The organism is Zavarzinia marina (assembly GCF_021568905.1).
GTDB classification, from domain to species: domain Bacteria; phylum Pseudomonadota; class Alphaproteobacteria; order Zavarziniales; family Zavarziniaceae; genus Zavarzinia; species Zavarzinia marina.
Genome location: NZ_JAKGSB010000006.1, coordinates 157,223 through 172,798, shown reverse-complemented (window position 1 = coordinate 172,798; position 15,576 = coordinate 157,223). Strand labels below are relative to the sequence as shown.

Genomic DNA, 15,576 nt, shown 5'->3' with positions numbered 1-15,576 from the left:
CGATGCGCACGAAACTCCTCGCCGTTCACCGCTACGTCGGTCTCGCGATCGCCGCCTTCCTCGCGATGTCGGGCTTGACCGGCAGCGTCATCGCGTTCCACCACGAACTCGACGAATGGCTGAACCCCTCGCTCTTCCAGGTGGACACGGAGGGCGAGCCCCTGGCGGTCGACACCCTGGCCCGGCGGACCGAGGAAACGATACCGGACGTCGTAATCTCGGGTATTTCATTGCCCGACGAGGCGGGCCATCCCTATGTCTTCTGGGCCGAGCCGGAGAAGGGCATCGAGGAGGACGCCGTCCCCAATCAGATCTTCGTCGATCCGGTGACGGGCGAGGTCTTGGGCGCGCGCCATTTCGGCGAATGCTGCTTCTCGGCCGAGAACCTGATCCCCTTCCTCTACGTCTTCCATTATTCCCTGGCCCTGCCGGACCGCTGGGGCATGTGGTTCATGGGGCTGGTCTCGATCTTCTGGTTCGTCGATTGTTTCGTCGGCGCCATTCTGACCATGCCGCGCAACCGGCCTTTCTTCACCAATTGGTGGCCGGCCTTCACCATGAAGAAGAAGGCCGCCTTCTATCGCCGCAATGTCGACATCCACCGCGCCGGGGGGCTCTGGCCCTGGGCGCTGCTGGCGGTTATCGCCATGTCCGGTGTCGCCCTCAATCTCCAGTACGAGGTGTTCCGGCCGCTGGTTTCCCTGGTGACGGAGGTCACGCCGGGCCCGATCGAGGTCGGCATGCCCCGCTTCGTCGAGGATCCGCCGCCGGCCAAGGTCGGGATCGAGGAAGCGATGGCGCGGGGCGCCGCGAAGGCCGAGGCCGAAGGTTTCGAAGGCCGTGTCCTCGGCGCCTATCGCTTCTCGATGTTCAGGGCCTATATGGTGACCTATGGCGAGGCGGAACATCCCGTCGGTCTCGGCGTCGCCACCATCTATCTGGACGACCAGACGGGCGAGCCCCTGCTGACCGAGAACCCGGGCGAGGGCACCGTCGGCGACCTCTTCCTGCAGATTCAATATCCGCTGCATTCGGGGCGCATCATCGGTCTGCCCGGCCGGATCCTGATCTCGATCATGGGGGTGGTGGTCGCCACCCTCTCGATCACCGGGATCGTGATCTGGGGCTACAAGCGGAAGGGGCGCGTCGCGTCCAAAAGGCGAAAGCTGGTCAAGCAGCCGGCCAGTTGACCAGCCTGCCGTCGAACAGCTTCAGGATCTCTTCCGGGACAGGGATCGCCTTTCGGGCCAACATGTCGAAATAGACGGCGACGATCTCGACCGAGGCGACGGGATCTCCCGTCGCCTCGTCCAGCATCCAGTGGAAGAAGCGAAGGGTGCGGCCCACGGTGCCGGAGGCGCCGGAGCGCAGCACCACGACATCGCCCAAAGCCCGGGGTTCCGCCCAGCGGATCTTGTAGTCGAGGGCGGCGGAGCCGATGTGGCGTTCGCGCAGGAATTCGGCGGCCGTGTCCTCGGACGCGATCAGATGGCCGACCGCTTCGGACAGGCGCCCGATCAGGCCTTTCCGGGTCATCATGCCGCTCGGGTGAAGATCGTCGGGCGAGAGGCAGGAGACGCCGGTCTCGATCAGGCCGAGGTCGCGGGCACGGGCCAGCGTGACGCCGTCGTGGCTGCCGACCGGCTCCGCCAGGTCGGGGGCGCCGGTCAGTGCCGGCTCGACCCCCACCTTCTCGCCGGCGGCGAGAACCTCGGGGGGCAGATGGCCGACCGTGGTATCGACCGTCGCGGCGATGGCGCCGCTGGGCGAATGGTGCATGACGTGGCGCAGGCGCAGCGCGTCGCCCGGGTGATCGACGCCGATCACCGCGCTCTGGATCCACAACGCCGCGCCCACGCGGCTTTCCTTGCGGAAGACGATCTGCTCGGTCAGGGGGCGGACGGGGCTGCCGGCGGGCAGGCCCAGGCGGGCGAGCAATACCGCTTCCGCCATGTCGAATTTGGCGCCATAGAACTGCACGTTCATATGGCCCATCTGATCGCATTCCCAGGCATCGGTGCCGCCGCGCCAGGTGACGGCGAAATTCGCATTGTCGATCATCATTCCAGTCCGATGAGGCCGGGCAGGGCGGCCATGTCGTCGAAGACATCGGCCCCCGCGCCGGCCAGCAGGCCGGCCGAAGTCTCGCGCGAGAAGCCGAGGGCGCGCATGCCGGCGGCGACCGCGCCGGTGACGCCCGGCACGCTGTCCTCGACGACGACGCAGGTCTCGGGCCCATGGCCCATGCGCGCGGCGGCGTGGAGGAAGAGATCCGGTGCCGGCTTGCCGCGGGCAACGGAGACGGCGGAGAACACGTGCCCTTCGAACAGGGGCGCCAGCCCGGTCAGGCCGAGGGTGAGGGCGAGCTTGTCCGGGGTGCCGGAAGAGGCGACGCAGGTCGCGATACCGGCGGCCTGCACGGCGCGGACCGCGTCGGCGACGCCGGGCACCGGGCCGAGCTCGGCCCGGAAGGCGGTATAGGTCCTGACCTGGAGATCGTCGAGCCAGCCGTCCGGCAAGGGGCGGCCGATCCGCGCCTCGATGCCCGCCATGACCGATTTCATCGAGAGGCCGACGAAGTCGCGCCGGCTCTCCGCCTCGCCCAGCGGATGGCCGAGGGCGGTGACCGCCTCGGCCAGGGCACGGTTGGCGATCCCTTCGGAATCCACCAGGACACCGTCACAATCGAAGATCACGAGGGAAGGACGCAACCGACAATTCCTTGACCGAAGGGGAGCGGAGCGGATCCTACAGCCCCAGCTGCCGGGCCGCCAGATCGCGCATGATTTCCTCCGAGCCGCCGCCGATGGCGTTCACCCGCACCTCGCGATAGATGCGTTCGGTCTTCACGCCGCGCATGTAGCCGGCGCCGCCCAGGATCTGCATAGCCTCGCGGGCGCAGAATTCCATGGTCAGGGTCGCCTGGTTCTTCAGCATGCAGATCTCGGCGATCGGGGCATCGCCCTGTTCGACGCGCCAGGCCAGGTTCTCCAGCATGCATTGGGTGGCCTGGATGCGCTGGGCCATGTCGACGATCTTGTGGCGGATCACCTGATGGTCGGCCAGGCGCTTGCCGAAGGTCTGGCGCTGGCGTGCCCAGTCGATCGCCTCCTCGAGGGCGACGCGGGCGAAGGCATTGGCGCCGGCGGCAAGGCCGATGCGTTCGCCGTTGAAATTGCGCACGATGCCGAGGAAGCCGGCATTTTCGGGCCCGACCAGATTGGCCGCCGGCACCCTGACGCCGTCGAAATGGATGGCGGCGGTATCGGACATCCACCAGCCCATCTTCTTCAGGGGCGTGCGGGTGATGCCCGGCCGGTCCGTCTCGATCAGGAGGAGGGAGATCCCGCCGAAGCCCTTGCCGCCGGTGCGGACGGCGGTGGTGACGTAGTCGGCGCGGATGCCCGACGTGATGAACACCTTCTCCCCGTCGACGACGTAGTGATCGCCGTCGAGGCGGGCCGTGGTGCGCAGGTTGGCGACGTCGGAACCGCCCGAGGGTTCGGTGATGGCGAGGGCGGAAATCTTCTCGCCGGAAAGGATTCCGGGCAGCACCCGCGCCTTCAACTCGTCGCTGCCCAGGGCCGCAATGGGGGGCGCGCCGATGCTGTGGCTCATCAAGGAGGCGATCAGGCCGCCGGAGCCGGCGCGCGCCAATTCCTCGGTCGCGACGATCATGTGGAACAGGTCGGTGCCTTCGATGCCGCCATATTCCTCGGGAAAGCCCATGCCGATCAGGCCGATCTCCGCCGCCTTGCCATAGAGCTCGCGGGGGAAGGTGCCGGCCTCGTCCCATTGCTCGACGAAGGGCGCGACATGCTCGTCGACCCAGCGGCGGATGGTGGCGCGAAATTCGCGGTGCGCGGGGGTGTAATAGGGGCTGGGCACTTCCCGCAGCAGGGGATCGAACACGGGCATTTCGGTCATGAGCTCTCCTCCGGCGGCGTCCGGGCGCCGTCTTTTGCCCAAGGGTGCCCCGGCTTTCCGCCCCCCGCAAGCGTCACGCCCGGGCCGAGGGTGACGCGGCGGCGCGGTGACGGCGGTCACTTTGGCGCGGGCGGCTTCATGCCATGGTGCGGCCGCGATTCGCTTCGATCGCGCATGGCGGGAACCGCAGGCGGCCCTGGCGGTTGGTCTTCCGGGACCCGCCATGGCACCATGCCCGAAAACAGGGAGTAACCGCATGTCTCGTCTTGCCGTCCTCGCCGCCGCCGTGCTTCTGCCCGGGGTGGCGCTCGCCGATCCGGTGCCGCTGCCGACGGTCGACTATTCGATCTCCTATCTGGTGCAGCCGGGCGGCCATGCGATGGACATGGCCCATCACGACGGCATCATGCGCATGGACATGAACGAGCAGGGCCAGTCCATGACCGGGCTGATGAACCTGAAGACCGACAAGATGACGGTGATCATGACCGCGCCCATGAAGATGGCGTTCGAGATGGACATGAACCAGCCGATGCCCGGCGGCATGGGAGGCGGCGTGTCGCCCCAGCAGGTCTTCACCGAAGGCGACGTGACCCTGACCGCGATCGGCGCCAAGACCGTCGCGGGCCACGACTGCACGCTCTATGACGCCGTCGGCACCCTGAACGGCGATCGCATGGAATCCAAGGTCTGCCTGACCGGCGACAACGTCATGCTGTTCTCCGAATCCGTCGAAGGCGGCAAGACCTATACGGTCACCGCCACGCGCGTCGACGTCGGCCCGCAGGACGCCTCGCGCTTCCGTGTGCCGCCGGGCGTCCAGGTCATGCCCATGGGCGCCATGATGGGCGCCCTGCCCGGCATGATGGGCCAGTAAGAATGGGGCACTAAGACCGGAACAGCCCGGACGCAGGCGCCACGCCGTCAGGCGTGGCGGCGCTTCTTCTGGCGGGGCGGGGCGTGGCCCGCGCCGTCGCGCGGGGCCTGGCCGCGATGGGGGCGCTTCGGCGGGCGGGGCGGCATGGTTTCGCCGCCGGCGCCGGCCGGTTCGATCCGGATCTTGGGATCATTCGCGTCGCGCACGCTGTCGGCGAAGGCGCCGGCCATGTCGGGCGCGATCTCGAAGCGGGTCTCGCGGTCGAAGATGCGGATGGCGCCGATGTCCTGCTTGGTCACCTTGCCGAGGCGGCAGATGATCGGCAGCAGCCATTTCGGATCGGCATTGTTGCGCCGGCCGACATTCATCTGGAACCAGACACCGTCACCGCCGGGGCCCCGGCCGCCGGCGATGCGCGGGCCGCGCGCGGCGGGCGGCGGCGGGGCTTCCGCCGAAATCTCCTCCGGCGCCGGCAGGTCGGCGCGGCGCAGCCGGATCAGGGCGGCGACCAGGGTTTCGGCGCCATGGCGTTCGAGAAGTTCGCGGGCAAGCGTCAGATCGTCCTCCCCGGCCGCCTGTTCGAACAGGGGATCGGCCAGCAGGCGGTCGTGGTCCAGGCGCTGGATCTCGTCGGCCGTGGGCGGGCCCGACCAGACGATGTTGAGGCGCGTGCCGAACAGAAGCTGTTCCGCCCGGCGCCGGCGGTTGTAGGGCACCAGGATGACGCAGGTGCCCTTCCGCCCGGCGCGCCCGGTACGGCCCGAGCGGTGCAGCAGGGTTTCGCGGTTGTTCGGCAGTTCGGCATGGACGACGAGGCCGAGATCGGCGACGTCGATGCCGCGCGCCGCGACGTCGGTCGCGACGCAGACCCGGGCCCTGCCGTCGCGCACCGCCTGCAGGGCGTGGCTGCGCTCGTTCTGGGACAATTCGCCCGACAGGGCCACGGTGGCGAAGCCGCGCTCCTGCAGCCGGGCCGAGAGGTGGCGCACGGATTCGCGTGTCGAGCAGAAGATCATCGAGACGCGGCTGTCGTAGTAACGCAGCACGTTCACCACCGCATGCTCGATCTCGTTGGGGGCGACGCGGATGGCGCGATATTCGATGTCGCCATGGGCCTCGCCCTTGGCCGTCGCCTCGATCCTGAGCGCGTCCTTCTGGTACTGGGTCGCGAGGCGGGCGATCTCCGGCGCGATGGTCGCGGAGAAGAGGAGGGTGCGTCGGCTTTCGGGCGTCGCCTCCAGGATGAATTCGAGGTCTTCCTTGAAGCCGAGGTCCAGCATCTCGTCCGCCTCGTCGAGGACGACGGCGCGCATCTCGGCGGTCTCGATCCGGCCGCGTTCCAGATGATCGCGCAGCCGTCCCGGCGTGCCGACGACGACATGGCAGCCGCCATAGAGGGCGCGGGCTTCCTGCCGGGGATCCATGCCGCCGACGCAGGAGACGACGCGGGCCCCGGCCGGGCCGTAGAGCCAGCTCAATTCGGCATGGACCTGCATGGCCAGTTCGCGGGTCGGCGCGATCACCAGCGCCAGCGGCGCGCGGGCCTGGGCGAAGCGTTCGGCATCGCCGAGCAGGTCGCGCACGATGGCGAGCGCATAGGCGACCGTCTTGCCGGAACCGGTCTGGGCCGAGACCAGCAGGTCGCGGCCCTCGGCCGCCGGTTCGAGGACGGCGGTCTGGACGGCGGTCGGTTCGGCATAGTCGCGCGCGGCAAGGGCGCCGTTCACATGGGTATTGATGAAGGGAAAGGGCATGGGGTCTCTGTAGAAGGGGGGCCTCGACGGCGGCGTGGAGGCTGGGAGAGCCGGCCGCCCCGCGCCGCGAAATCGCGGTCGAGAGAACGGCGCTGGCGCGCGTCGGGCGCATATGGCCGCTTTCATTACACGAGCGCGCGGCGAAACACCATGCCGCACCGCGCATGGCTGCCCGCCTTTTGCGCAGGGAACGGGGCAAGATCCATTGCGAGTTGTGGCCCGCGCGCGACACCGCGAGAGTCCGGGAAGGTAGAAAGCGACGGTGCGGACGCCATGACACTCTCCCTTCAGGCCGATCGGGCGACCGAGGACATCCCGCTTTCCGCGCGTGACCTCGACCGATGGGTCCCCGGCGTGCTGGACGGCATCAACATCCTGGCGGGCGGCGCCAATGTGATCATGCAATTGTCGTGGCCGGGTGTCGGCCATGGCGTGAAGGACAGCAAGGTCGAGAGCGGCAGCCTGTTCAAGCATCCGTTCAAGCGCACCCGCACCACGCTGACCTATCTCGCGGTCGCGACCATGGGCACGGCGGCGGAAAAGGCGGCCTATGCGGCGGCGGTGAACCGGGTCCACGCCCAGGTCCGTTCCGAACCGGGGGCCGCGGTTTCCTACAGCGCCATGGATCCGAACCTTCAGCTCTGGGTCGCCGCCTGTCTCTATCGCGGTTTCGTCGATGCGGTCGCGGCCTTTCGCGGCGAGACCTCGGCCGGGCGGGGCGAGGATTTCCATGCGCGGGCCGCGGGGCTCGGCACCATGCTGCAGGTCCGGCCCGGCATCTGGCCGAAGGATATCGCCGCTTTCGACGCCTATTGGGCGGCGGGGCTGGCGGCGGCGCGGATCGATCCCGCGACGCGCGATTTTCTGGGCGCGCTGGCCGATCTGCGTTTTCTGCCGGCGCCGCTGCCCTTGCTGTTCGGGCGCTTCAACCGCTTCATGACCACGGGCTTCCTGCCCCCGGAACTGCGCACGGCCATGGGGCTGCCCTGGGACGAGAGGCGCCAGCGCCGCTTCGAGCGGGTCGCCCGGCGCCTCGGCACGCTCAACGCGCTGTTGCCGAGGGTGCTGCGCCAGGCGCCGTTCCTCCTGGTGTTGCGGGATTTCAGGCGCCGGCTGCGGACGGGTGCCCCCCTGGTCTGACCGCGCCGTCGAGACAGCCGAGCGCCGCGAGACTGTCGCGAAGGGCCGTAGGCAGGGACGTATGCGGTTCCTCGCCCAGGAAATCGACCAGACGGCGATTGTCGAGGCGCAGGGGACAGCGCCACAGATAGCGCATCTCCAGGATTTCGCGGAACAGGGGCACGGCGGGGGCGGCGAGGCGGAGCGCCCACCAGGGCATGCGCCGGATCGCCGCGTCGGGCCGGCCGGCGGCATCGCGCACCGCCTCGGCGAAGTCGATGCCCCGGTCGCACCAATGGCCGGCGAAATGGAAGCGGGCCACGCGCGGCAGGTCGGCTTCGCGCGCCAGCAGGCGGGCGAAGGTCTCGCCGACGTCGGGCAGATAGGCCCAGGCATGGCCCACCTCCGGCTCGCCCGGATAGGTGATGGACGACAGCGGACGGCCCGGCTTCACCATGCTCTCGCCGAACCAGGAATTGCCGGCATGGGGGCCGAAGAAATCGCCCGCGCGCAGGATCAGCACCGGCAGGCCCGAGGCGGCGAGTCGGCGTTCCATCTCGACCCGGATCGCGCCCTTCACCGAGACGGGATGCTGCGGCGTGTCCTCGGTCAGGAGCGGATGGTCAGGGCCGTAGTTGTAGATCGTGCCGGGCAGGGCGATGCGGGCGCCGTGGCGCGCGGCGGCGGCCAGCGTCGCGTCCAGCATGGGCAGCACGCGGCCGGCCCAGTCACGATAACCGGGCGGGTTCACGGCATGCAGGATCACGTCGCAGCCTTCCGCCGCCGCGATCACGTCGGCCGGGTTCATGGCATCGCCCCGGCGCCAGTCGACGGCGCCGAGGTCGGGCAGATCGCCGTCGCGTCGGGTCAGGGCGCGCAGGTGCCAGCCCCGCCGGGCCAGGGCTTTCGCGGTCTCCCCGCCCACGCCGCCCGTGGCCCCCAGAATCAGGGCCCGTCTCGTCCGTTCCATCGTCATCCTCCTTCTGTGACGGCGGGAGGATGGCGTGCCGCCGTATCATTGAAAATTGCATGAGATGAAACATCAGATATAAGTAAATTTATGACTGATCCGGGCTGGGACCACTACCGAAGCCTGCGCGCCGTGCTCGACGGGGGCAGCCTGTCGGCGGCGGCGCGCCGTCTCGGCCTGACCCAGCCGACGGTCGGGCATCACATCGCCGCGCTGGAGGCGGCGCTGGGCGTGCCCCTGTTCACGCGCTCCCCGCGCGGCCTGACCCCGACCGAGACGGCTTTGGCGCTTCGCCCCCATGCGGAGGCGATGGCGCTGGCGGCGGCGGCCCTCGAACGGACGGCGTCGGGCGGGGCGGGGGAATTGTCCGGCCATGTGCGGATTTCCGCCAGCGACGTGGTCGGCGGGCTCGTGCTGCCGCGCATCCTGGCGGACATGCGCCGGGCCCTGCCGGGGATCGTGGTGGAACTGGCGCCGTCCAACCTGTCCGCCGATCTGCTGCGCCAGGAAGCCGACATCGCGGTGCGCATGGTCCGGCCCAGCCAGGGAGCATTGGTGGCGAAATTCATCGGCGAGGTCGGCCTCGGCTTCTATGCGACCCGGGACTATCTGAATTTCGCCGGCACGCCGACCTCCCTGGCCGAAATCGCGGAACAGGGCGTCATCGGACCGGATCGGGACATGGCGGCCCTTCGCGGTCTGGCGGGGGCGGCGGATCTTTCGGGCTTTCGCTTCGTGCTCCGGGTCGACAGCCAGGTGGCGCAGATGGCGGCGATCCGTGCCGGGATCGGCATCGGCGTCTGCCAGCATGCGCTGGCGGCGGAAGATCCGGATCTGGTGCCCTTGTTGCCGGACCTGTTCCGTCCCATGCTCCCGGTCTGGCTGGTCCGCCACGAAGACCTGCGGGCCAGCCGCCGCATCCAGGCGGTCTTCGATTTTCTCGCCCGGGCGCTCGGCGACTATGTCGCGCGCGGCAGGGCCGCTCCCGACGGAAAGACCCCGTGACCCAGCGCGATCCGATCCTTCATGCCCCCAACGGACGACGGCGCGGCCGGGGCCTCGGCCTGCCGTTTCGGGGTGCGCCCGGCCCCCTGAACGCGATCACCGACGTGCCGGGCGTAACCGTGGGCTTTACTACATTGATCGGGGCGGAACGGCCGGTGCGCACGGGCGTCACCGCCATCCTGCCCCGGCCGGCGGACGATCTGCTGCATCCGGTCTGGTCCGGCGTCTTTTCGATGAACGGCAACGGCGAGATGACGGGGGCGCATTGGGTGCGCGACGGCGGCTGGGCCTCGGGCCCGATCATGATCACCAACACCGCCTCCCTCGGCATCGTCCACCACGCGGTCAACCGCTGGATGATCGGGCGTTTTCGCGACGCGGTGGAGGATCTCTGGCTGCTGCCGGTGGTCGGCGAGACCTATGACGGTTTCCTGAACGAGATCCACGACCTCCATGTGACCGAGGGGGATGCCATCGCCGCGATCGAGGCGGCGGCGTCGGGCCCGGTGGCGGAGGGCAATGTCGGCGGCGGCACCGGCATGATCGCCTATGAATGGAAGGGCGGCACGGGCACGGCGTCGCGCCGCGTCCCGGTGCGCGCGGGGGATTACACCATGGGCTGCCTGGTGCAGGCCAACCACGGGCGCGGTCCCTGGCTGGAGATCTGCGGCCGGCGCGTGGGCGAGGCCATGCTGCCGCCGGCGATCTTTCGCAAGGAGACGGGCTCCATCATCGTCGTGCTGGCGACGGATGCGCCGTTGCTGCCCGGCCAGCTGGAACGGATCGCGCGCCGTGCCGCCATCGGCATCGGGCGCCACGGCACGCCGTCCGGCAATTCGTCGGGCGACATCTTCATCGCCTTTACGACGGCCAACGACCCCGGTCCCCTGCCGGAGCCGGCGCTGATGCATCTGGATGCGATCGCCAACGACGATCTCGACGGTTTCTACATGGCGGCGGTCGAATGCGTCGAGGAAGCGGTGGTCAATGCCATGGTGGCGGCGGAGACCATGACCGGCCGTCTGGGCCGCATGGTCCCCGCCATCGATCCGGACCGCCTGGCGGCCCTGTTCGCGTGATGCCCTAGCGGTTGTCGAACTGGGCGCGCACGGCGGCAAGACCCTTCTGCGAGATGCGATAGGGCCTGCCGCCGGCGGATCGGATCAGCCGTCGCTGCCGCAGCCGGCGGAAGACGTCCATGGTGCAATCGACCAGGCGATGGCCTTCGCGGGTGATGCATTCGATGGCGACGATCCGGTCGCCGTCGCGGGTATGACGGATATGGCCGCCCTGGGCCAGTGCGTGCAGCGTGCGCTGCTCGCCCTTCGAGATGTTCATGGGAAACTCGTTGCAACGGGGTCGCGACAGACCGCCGGCGCGCGGGATCAATCCCTCGCGATCCTTCCGGCGGGCGAAGACCCTCGCGATCGGCGCGAGGCTTCAGCGACCAGCAACAAGCTCCAGCATGAAATCTCCATCGGGCGTCCGGCATCGGGCCGGGATCGCTCGCTCCCAAGATGGGGGGCGAGACGTCAGCTTTCAAGCAGATCCAGATAGGTCTGCAGGATCAGATTGGGGCGTCCGCCCTTCCTCGTGACCACGCGGAATTCGGTGACATAGTGATAATCCCCGGGGCGAAGGGCACGCAGCCGCCCCTGGTCGACCCAGAGGGCGGCGTAATGGGTCGGCAGATAGCCGATGTAGCGCCCGGTCAGGATCAGGAAGGCGACGCCCTCGCGGTCATTCGCCGTCGCCGTGGTGCGCAGCGGGCGGTGCAGGGCGCGCACTTCCAGGCTCTGGCCGTAGGTCGGCGCCACTGCCTCCGCCTCCGCGATCATCTCGTCGCGGATACCCGTCTCCGCCACCTCGAACAGCGGATGCCCGGCGGCGCAATAGAGTTGCGACTCCTCGTCATAGAGCGGGCGATAGTCGAGACCCGGCAGGTTGCGCAGCGCCGGCGCGATCCCGACGTGGAGACGCCCGTCGAGGACGCCGATCTCGACCTCCGTCGGCGGGATCATGCGGATGTTCACCCGGACGTCGGGCCCCACGTCCTTCAGGGCCGAAAGCGCGTCGGTCACCTGCATCCGGGGCATGGTCACCAGATTGTCGATGATGCCGATGTCGAGACTGCCGCGCAGGCGCGCGTGCATCGTGTTCACCTCGCCCTGGAAATTCTCCAGCGCGGCGAAGAGGGGAAGACAGGCGTCATGGACCTGCCGGCCCTCGTCCGTCAGGGCGAAACCGGCCCGGCCGCGCCGGCACAGCCGGAGCCCGAGCCGTTTCTCGAGGTCGGCCATATGCATCGAAATGGCGGCGCGACCGATGTTCAGGGCCGCTTCCGCCGCGGTGAAGCCGCCGCATTCGACCACCGTATGGAAGATCCGCAACAGCCGGATTTCGATGTCGCCGACGGTGGCGGCGGGTTTGCGTGCCATAGGTCAACAATCATTGAACTGAATGAAAATACATTGGGATTTTAGGGAAGTAAATCAGGGCGCATGCTGGCGGCAACCTTCATGGAGCGCGTCATGACCCTGTTCGATCCGGCCGCCGCCGCGGGCCTGTCCCGCGACGATCTCGAAGCCTATTGGATGCCCTATACCGCCAACCGCGAGTTCAAGGACAATCCGCGCATGATCGTGGCGGCGGAAGGCTGTCACTACACCGATGCCAAGGGGCGGCGGATCTACGACAGTCTCTCCGGCCTCTGGTGCACGGGTTCGGGCCATCGGCGGCAGGAAATCGTCGACGCGGTGGCGCGCCAGATCGCCGAACTCGACTATGCGCCGGGCTTCCAGTTCAGCCATCCAGCCGCCTTCAAGCTGGCCAACAAGGTCGCCAGCCTGACGCCCCAGGGCCTCGACTATGTCTTCTTCACCGGCTCCGGTTCCGAATCCGCCGATACCGCGCTGAAGATGGCGCGGGCCTATTGGCGCCTGAAGGGCCAGCCCACCAAGACCAAGCTGATCGGCCGCGCCAAGGGCTATCACGGCGTCAATTTCGGCGGCATGAGCCTGGGGGGCATCGGCGCCAACCGCAAGCTCTATGGCACGCTCCTCGACACCGACCATCTGCCCCATACGCTGCTGGCGGAAAACGCCTTCTCGAAGGGCATGCCGGAGACCGGCGGCGTCCCGCTCGCCGACGCGCTGGAAGAGATCGTCGCCCTGCACGACGCCTCCAACATCGCCGCCGTGATCGTCGAACCGTTTTCCGGCTCGGCCGGCGTGGTGGTGCCGCCCAAGGGCTATCTGGAACGCCTGCGGGCGCTCTGCGACAAGCACGGCATCCTGCTGATCTTCGACGAGGTCATCACCGGCTTCGGGCGCACCGGCTATAATTTCGGCGCCGATGCCTTCGGTGTGACGCCGGACATCATGACCGTCGCCAAGGGCCTGACCAACGGCACCGTGCCCATGGGCGCCGTGATCGCCGGCAAGGCGATCTACGACACCTTCATGGCGGCGGGCGGCCCCGACTATCTGGTCGAATTCCCTCATGGTTACACCTATTCCGGCCATCCGGTCGCCTGCGCCGCCGGCCTCGCCGCGCTCGAGGTGTTCGAGAAGGACCGCATCCCCGAACGCGCGCGCCAGCTCGCGGCCTATTTCGAGGAGGCGATCCATGGCCTGAAGGGCCTGAAATACGTCACCGACATCCGCAACTTCGGTCTCGCCGGTGCCCTGCAGATCGAGGCGGCGCCGGGCGAGCCCGCGCTCCGGCCCTATCGGATCTCGATGAAATGCTGGGAGGCGGGCTATTACGTCCGCTACGGCGGCGACACGATCCAGCTCGCGCCCCCCTTCATTTCGGAGACGGAGGACATCGACGGCCTGATGAACGTCCTGAACGACGCCATCACCGGCCTCGCCTGAAGGGAATCGTCATGGCGTTCACATGCGATATTCCGGCGGTGCCGACCGTGCAGGCGGACGACGCCGACGTGCGCATCACGCGGTGGGACTTCGGGCCCGGCGCGATCACCGGCTGGCACGAGCACGGCTGGCCCTATTTCGTCGTCATGCTGACCGACGGCGTGATGCGGGTCCATGACGGCGAGAGGGTGACCGATGTCGCGCGAAAGGCCGGCGACAGCTATCGCCGCCCCGCCGGCGTGCGTCACGACGTGATGAACGGCGGCGACGCGCCCATGGCCTTCGTCGAGATCGAGGTCAAACGCCCGGGGGCCCTGTTCCCGATTTCCGAGATCTGACGCGGGGCGGCAAATGCGGGTGGACCTGCCGCGCCCGCCGGGCCAACATGCCCCCGTCATCGACGGGAAATCGGGGAGGTTCTTCCATGATCGATCGCGTGAACTGGCGCATGGGGGCCGCCATGGCCGGTTTTCTGCTGCTGGCCGGCTGTGAGATGCCGCTGGAACCGGAAGCCGCCGTCACCGACGCGGGAACGGCGCCGGCGGCACAGCCCGCCACGGGGGAACTGATCGTGACCCTGTCGGATCCCGCGTGGACCGGTGGCGCCATTCCGGACGGTCAGCAATGCACCAAGTTCGGCGCCGTGGCGCCGATGACCCCGCCGCTGAAGGTCTCGGGCCTGCCCATCGGCACGCTGCGGGTCATCGTCGAATTCAACGACGAGGATTTCCAGCCGCTCTCCTACGACGGCGGCCATGGCAAGATCGACTTCGAGGTCGGCCCGGGCGAAGCCTATCTCCCCGCCGTGCCGGGCGAGACCGATCAGATGCCGCCTGGCGTCCGCATCGCCGCCAAGAACCGGGCGACCGGCGATTTCGCGCGCCCCGGCTATCTGCCGCCGTGCTCCGGCGGTCGGGACCACGATTATTTCGCCGTCGTGAAGGCGATCGGCCCGACCCAGGAAGTCCTGGCCGAAGGGCGCGTGGATATCGGCAGCTATTGAGGCCGGCGCGGCCTATGGCCTGACGACGCTGCCGCCCTCGGCCTCGCAGGCGGCGGCGGCTTCGCTGGCCGGCGCGTCATAGGCCCAGGTGACGACCTCGGATCCCTCGGCGCGCTGGCGGCAGCCGACGGTATTGGCGGGCCGGGGGCAGGAGCCGCCGGCCATCACGCGTGATCCCAGCGCCTCGCATTTGCCGGCGAATTCCGCCCGGCGTTCGGCATCGGCGAAGCTGTAGTCGCCGCACATCCGGCCTTCGCGATCGATGCAGGTCAGGGTCGTGGCGGGGGTGGCCGGCAGGATCCCGGCCGCCGGGCCTGTCGGGGCGCGGGCGGGTGGTGCCGCCGCCCGGTCCTGCTGGCGCCATTGCAGCACGATGCGCAGGGCGCGCTCCGCCTCCGGCGTGCCGAAATTGTCGAGCGCGAAGCGCAGCAGGCGGTCCTGACTGCGGCTCGCCAGGGCTTCCTCCAGACCGCGCCGACGTGCGTCGTCCGCGCTTGCGGGGACAGGTGAGGCCGCCGGCGCCGGCCGGCTCGCGGTTTCCGGCGGGGCCGCCATGCCCTCGGCCACGGCGGCCGCGATGTCGAGACCGTGGTTGAAGGCGTCGGCCTGGATGCTCTCCATGTCGCCGTCGTTCCAGCAGTTCAGATCCTCGTGCCGGCGCTCGATCCGGCTCAGCACCCGGCTGCCGGCCGACAGCGTGCAGCGGGTCACGACATCGGCGCAGAAGTCTTCGCTGGCCGGGGCGGCGGTGCAGGCAAGCGTGCGGTCGGACCGGCCGGCCGTGGCTGCATCGGCGATACGCCAGCCCTTGCCGTGCACGGCGAAATAGGCGGCGACGCCGTCGCGGAAGGCCTGCGCCGTCCCCGGCCCGTCGGGGCCGACCTGGACCGCGAGCACGCCGGTCCCGCCGATGGCGGTGCTCGGGGCCGGCAGGGTGGCGGCATCCTGGCGCTCGATCGGCATGCAGGCCGACAGCAGCAGCACCAAGGCGGCGGTGGGCGGCAGAATCGTGAGGCGTGGCATGGGGGCGGTCTCGTCTCTCG

At 69.0% G+C, this 15,576-nt stretch carries 16 protein-coding genes; 8 read left to right on the top strand and 8 right to left on the bottom strand.

Going from position 1 to position 15,576, the window contains the following annotated elements; translation table 11 throughout:
• Positions 1-2 precede the first annotated feature (2 nt).
• A complete protein-coding gene (locus tag L2U69_RS16255) occupies positions 3-1,190 on the top strand; it encodes a PepSY-associated TM helix domain-containing protein (protein WP_236108177.1) in 1,188 nt (395 codons plus the stop codon).
• Here L2U69_RS16255 and L2U69_RS16250 read toward each other — a convergent pair.
• Genes L2U69_RS16250 through L2U69_RS16240 form a run of 3 tightly spaced genes read right to left on the bottom strand, consistent with a single transcriptional unit; the run spans position 1,171 to position 3,927 of the window.
• Positions 1,171-2,061 carry a thioesterase family protein gene (locus tag L2U69_RS16250; protein ID WP_236108176.1) on the bottom strand — a complete coding sequence of 297 codons (891 nt, stop codon included), beginning with the start codon at positions 2,059-2,061 and terminating at the stop codon, positions 1,171-1,173. The two genes, L2U69_RS16255 and L2U69_RS16250, sit on opposite strands and share 20 nt — an antisense overlap.
• Entirely contained in the window at positions 2,061-2,711 is a 651-nt protein-coding gene (locus tag L2U69_RS16245; RefSeq protein WP_236108175.1) for an HAD family hydrolase, read from the bottom strand. The genes L2U69_RS16250 and L2U69_RS16245 overlap by 1 nt, the downstream gene beginning before the upstream one ends.
• Before the next feature lie 37 nt (positions 2,712-2,748).
• The gene (locus L2U69_RS16240; RefSeq protein ID WP_236108174.1) at positions 2,749-3,927 is read right to left on the bottom strand and encodes an acyl-CoA dehydrogenase family protein; all 1,179 of its coding nucleotides are present in this window, start codon (positions 3,925-3,927) and stop codon (positions 2,749-2,751) included.
• A 256-nt stretch (positions 3,928-4,183) separates the two neighbouring features.
• Between L2U69_RS16240 and L2U69_RS16235 the strand changes: the two genes are divergently transcribed.
• Entirely contained in the window at positions 4,184-4,804 is a 621-nt protein-coding gene (locus tag L2U69_RS16235) for a hypothetical protein (protein ID WP_236108173.1), read from the top strand.
• 47 nt (positions 4,805-4,851) lie between these two features.
• Here the strand turns inward: L2U69_RS16235 and L2U69_RS16230 are convergent, their stop codons facing one another.
• Positions 4,852-6,558 (bottom strand): DEAD/DEAH box helicase, encoded by a 1,707-nt coding sequence (locus tag L2U69_RS16230; RefSeq protein ID WP_236108172.1) that lies wholly within the window; start codon positions 6,556-6,558, stop codon positions 4,852-4,854.
• 273 nt (positions 6,559-6,831) lie between these two features.
• Here L2U69_RS16230 and L2U69_RS16225 point away from each other — a divergent pair, with 273 nt between their 5' ends.
• Complete coding sequence (locus tag L2U69_RS16225) at positions 6,832-7,698, top strand: oxygenase MpaB family protein (protein ID WP_236108171.1); 867 nt, start codon at positions 6,832-6,834, stop codon at positions 7,696-7,698.
• Here L2U69_RS16225 and L2U69_RS16220 read toward each other — a convergent pair.
• The gene (locus L2U69_RS16220) at positions 7,661-8,647 is read right to left on the bottom strand and encodes an NAD(P)H-binding protein (protein ID WP_236108170.1); all 987 of its coding nucleotides are present in this window, start codon (positions 8,645-8,647) and stop codon (positions 7,661-7,663) included. The genes L2U69_RS16225 and L2U69_RS16220 overlap by 38 nt on opposite strands.
• A gap of 90 nt (positions 8,648-8,737) precedes the next feature.
• On the opposite strand from L2U69_RS16220, the gene L2U69_RS16215 reads away from it, so the two are divergent.
• Positions 8,738-9,652, top strand: coding sequence for a LysR family transcriptional regulator (locus L2U69_RS16215; RefSeq protein ID WP_236108169.1), 915 nt, complete (start codon positions 8,738-8,740; stop codon positions 9,650-9,652).
• The gene (locus tag L2U69_RS16210; protein ID WP_236108168.1) at positions 9,649-10,731 is read left to right on the top strand and encodes a DmpA family aminopeptidase; all 1,083 of its coding nucleotides are present in this window, start codon (positions 9,649-9,651) and stop codon (positions 10,729-10,731) included. Before L2U69_RS16215 ends, L2U69_RS16210 begins: the two co-directional genes overlap by 4 nt.
• 4 nt (positions 10,732-10,735) lie before the next feature.
• Here the strand turns inward: L2U69_RS16210 and L2U69_RS16205 are convergent, their stop codons facing one another.
• Together L2U69_RS16205 and L2U69_RS16200 are read right to left on the bottom strand one after the other, a co-directional pair.
• The gene (locus L2U69_RS16205; protein ID WP_236108167.1) at positions 10,736-10,990 is read right to left on the bottom strand and encodes a YjhX family toxin; all 255 of its coding nucleotides are present in this window, start codon (positions 10,988-10,990) and stop codon (positions 10,736-10,738) included.
• 194 nt (positions 10,991-11,184) lie between these two features.
• Positions 11,185-12,090, bottom strand: a complete 906-nt coding sequence (locus L2U69_RS16200; RefSeq protein ID WP_236108166.1) for a LysR family transcriptional regulator — start codon at positions 12,088-12,090, stop codon at positions 11,185-11,187.
• Between the two features lie 93 nt (positions 12,091-12,183).
• On the opposite strand from L2U69_RS16200, the gene L2U69_RS16195 reads away from it, so the two are divergent.
• From L2U69_RS16195 to L2U69_RS16185, 3 genes are all read left to right on the top strand, one after another.
• The gene (locus L2U69_RS16195; protein WP_236108258.1) at positions 12,184-13,530 is read left to right on the top strand and encodes an aspartate aminotransferase family protein; all 1,347 of its coding nucleotides are present in this window, start codon (positions 12,184-12,186) and stop codon (positions 13,528-13,530) included.
• Between the two features lie 11 nt (positions 13,531-13,541).
• Complete coding sequence (locus tag L2U69_RS16190; RefSeq protein ID WP_236108165.1) at positions 13,542-13,868, top strand: cupin domain-containing protein; 327 nt, start codon at positions 13,542-13,544, stop codon at positions 13,866-13,868.
• Positions 13,869-13,954: 86 nt separating this feature from the next.
• Positions 13,955-14,533: a YbhB/YbcL family Raf kinase inhibitor-like protein gene (locus tag L2U69_RS16185; protein WP_236108164.1), complete on the top strand. Its 579-nt coding sequence runs from the start codon at positions 13,955-13,957 to the stop codon at positions 14,531-14,533.
• Positions 14,534-14,545: 12 nt separating this feature from the next.
• Here the strand turns inward: L2U69_RS16185 and L2U69_RS16180 are convergent, their stop codons facing one another.
• Positions 14,546-15,556, bottom strand: coding sequence for a hypothetical protein (locus L2U69_RS16180; RefSeq protein ID WP_236108163.1), 1,011 nt, complete (start codon positions 15,554-15,556; stop codon positions 14,546-14,548).
• Positions 15,557-15,576 lie beyond the last annotated feature (20 nt).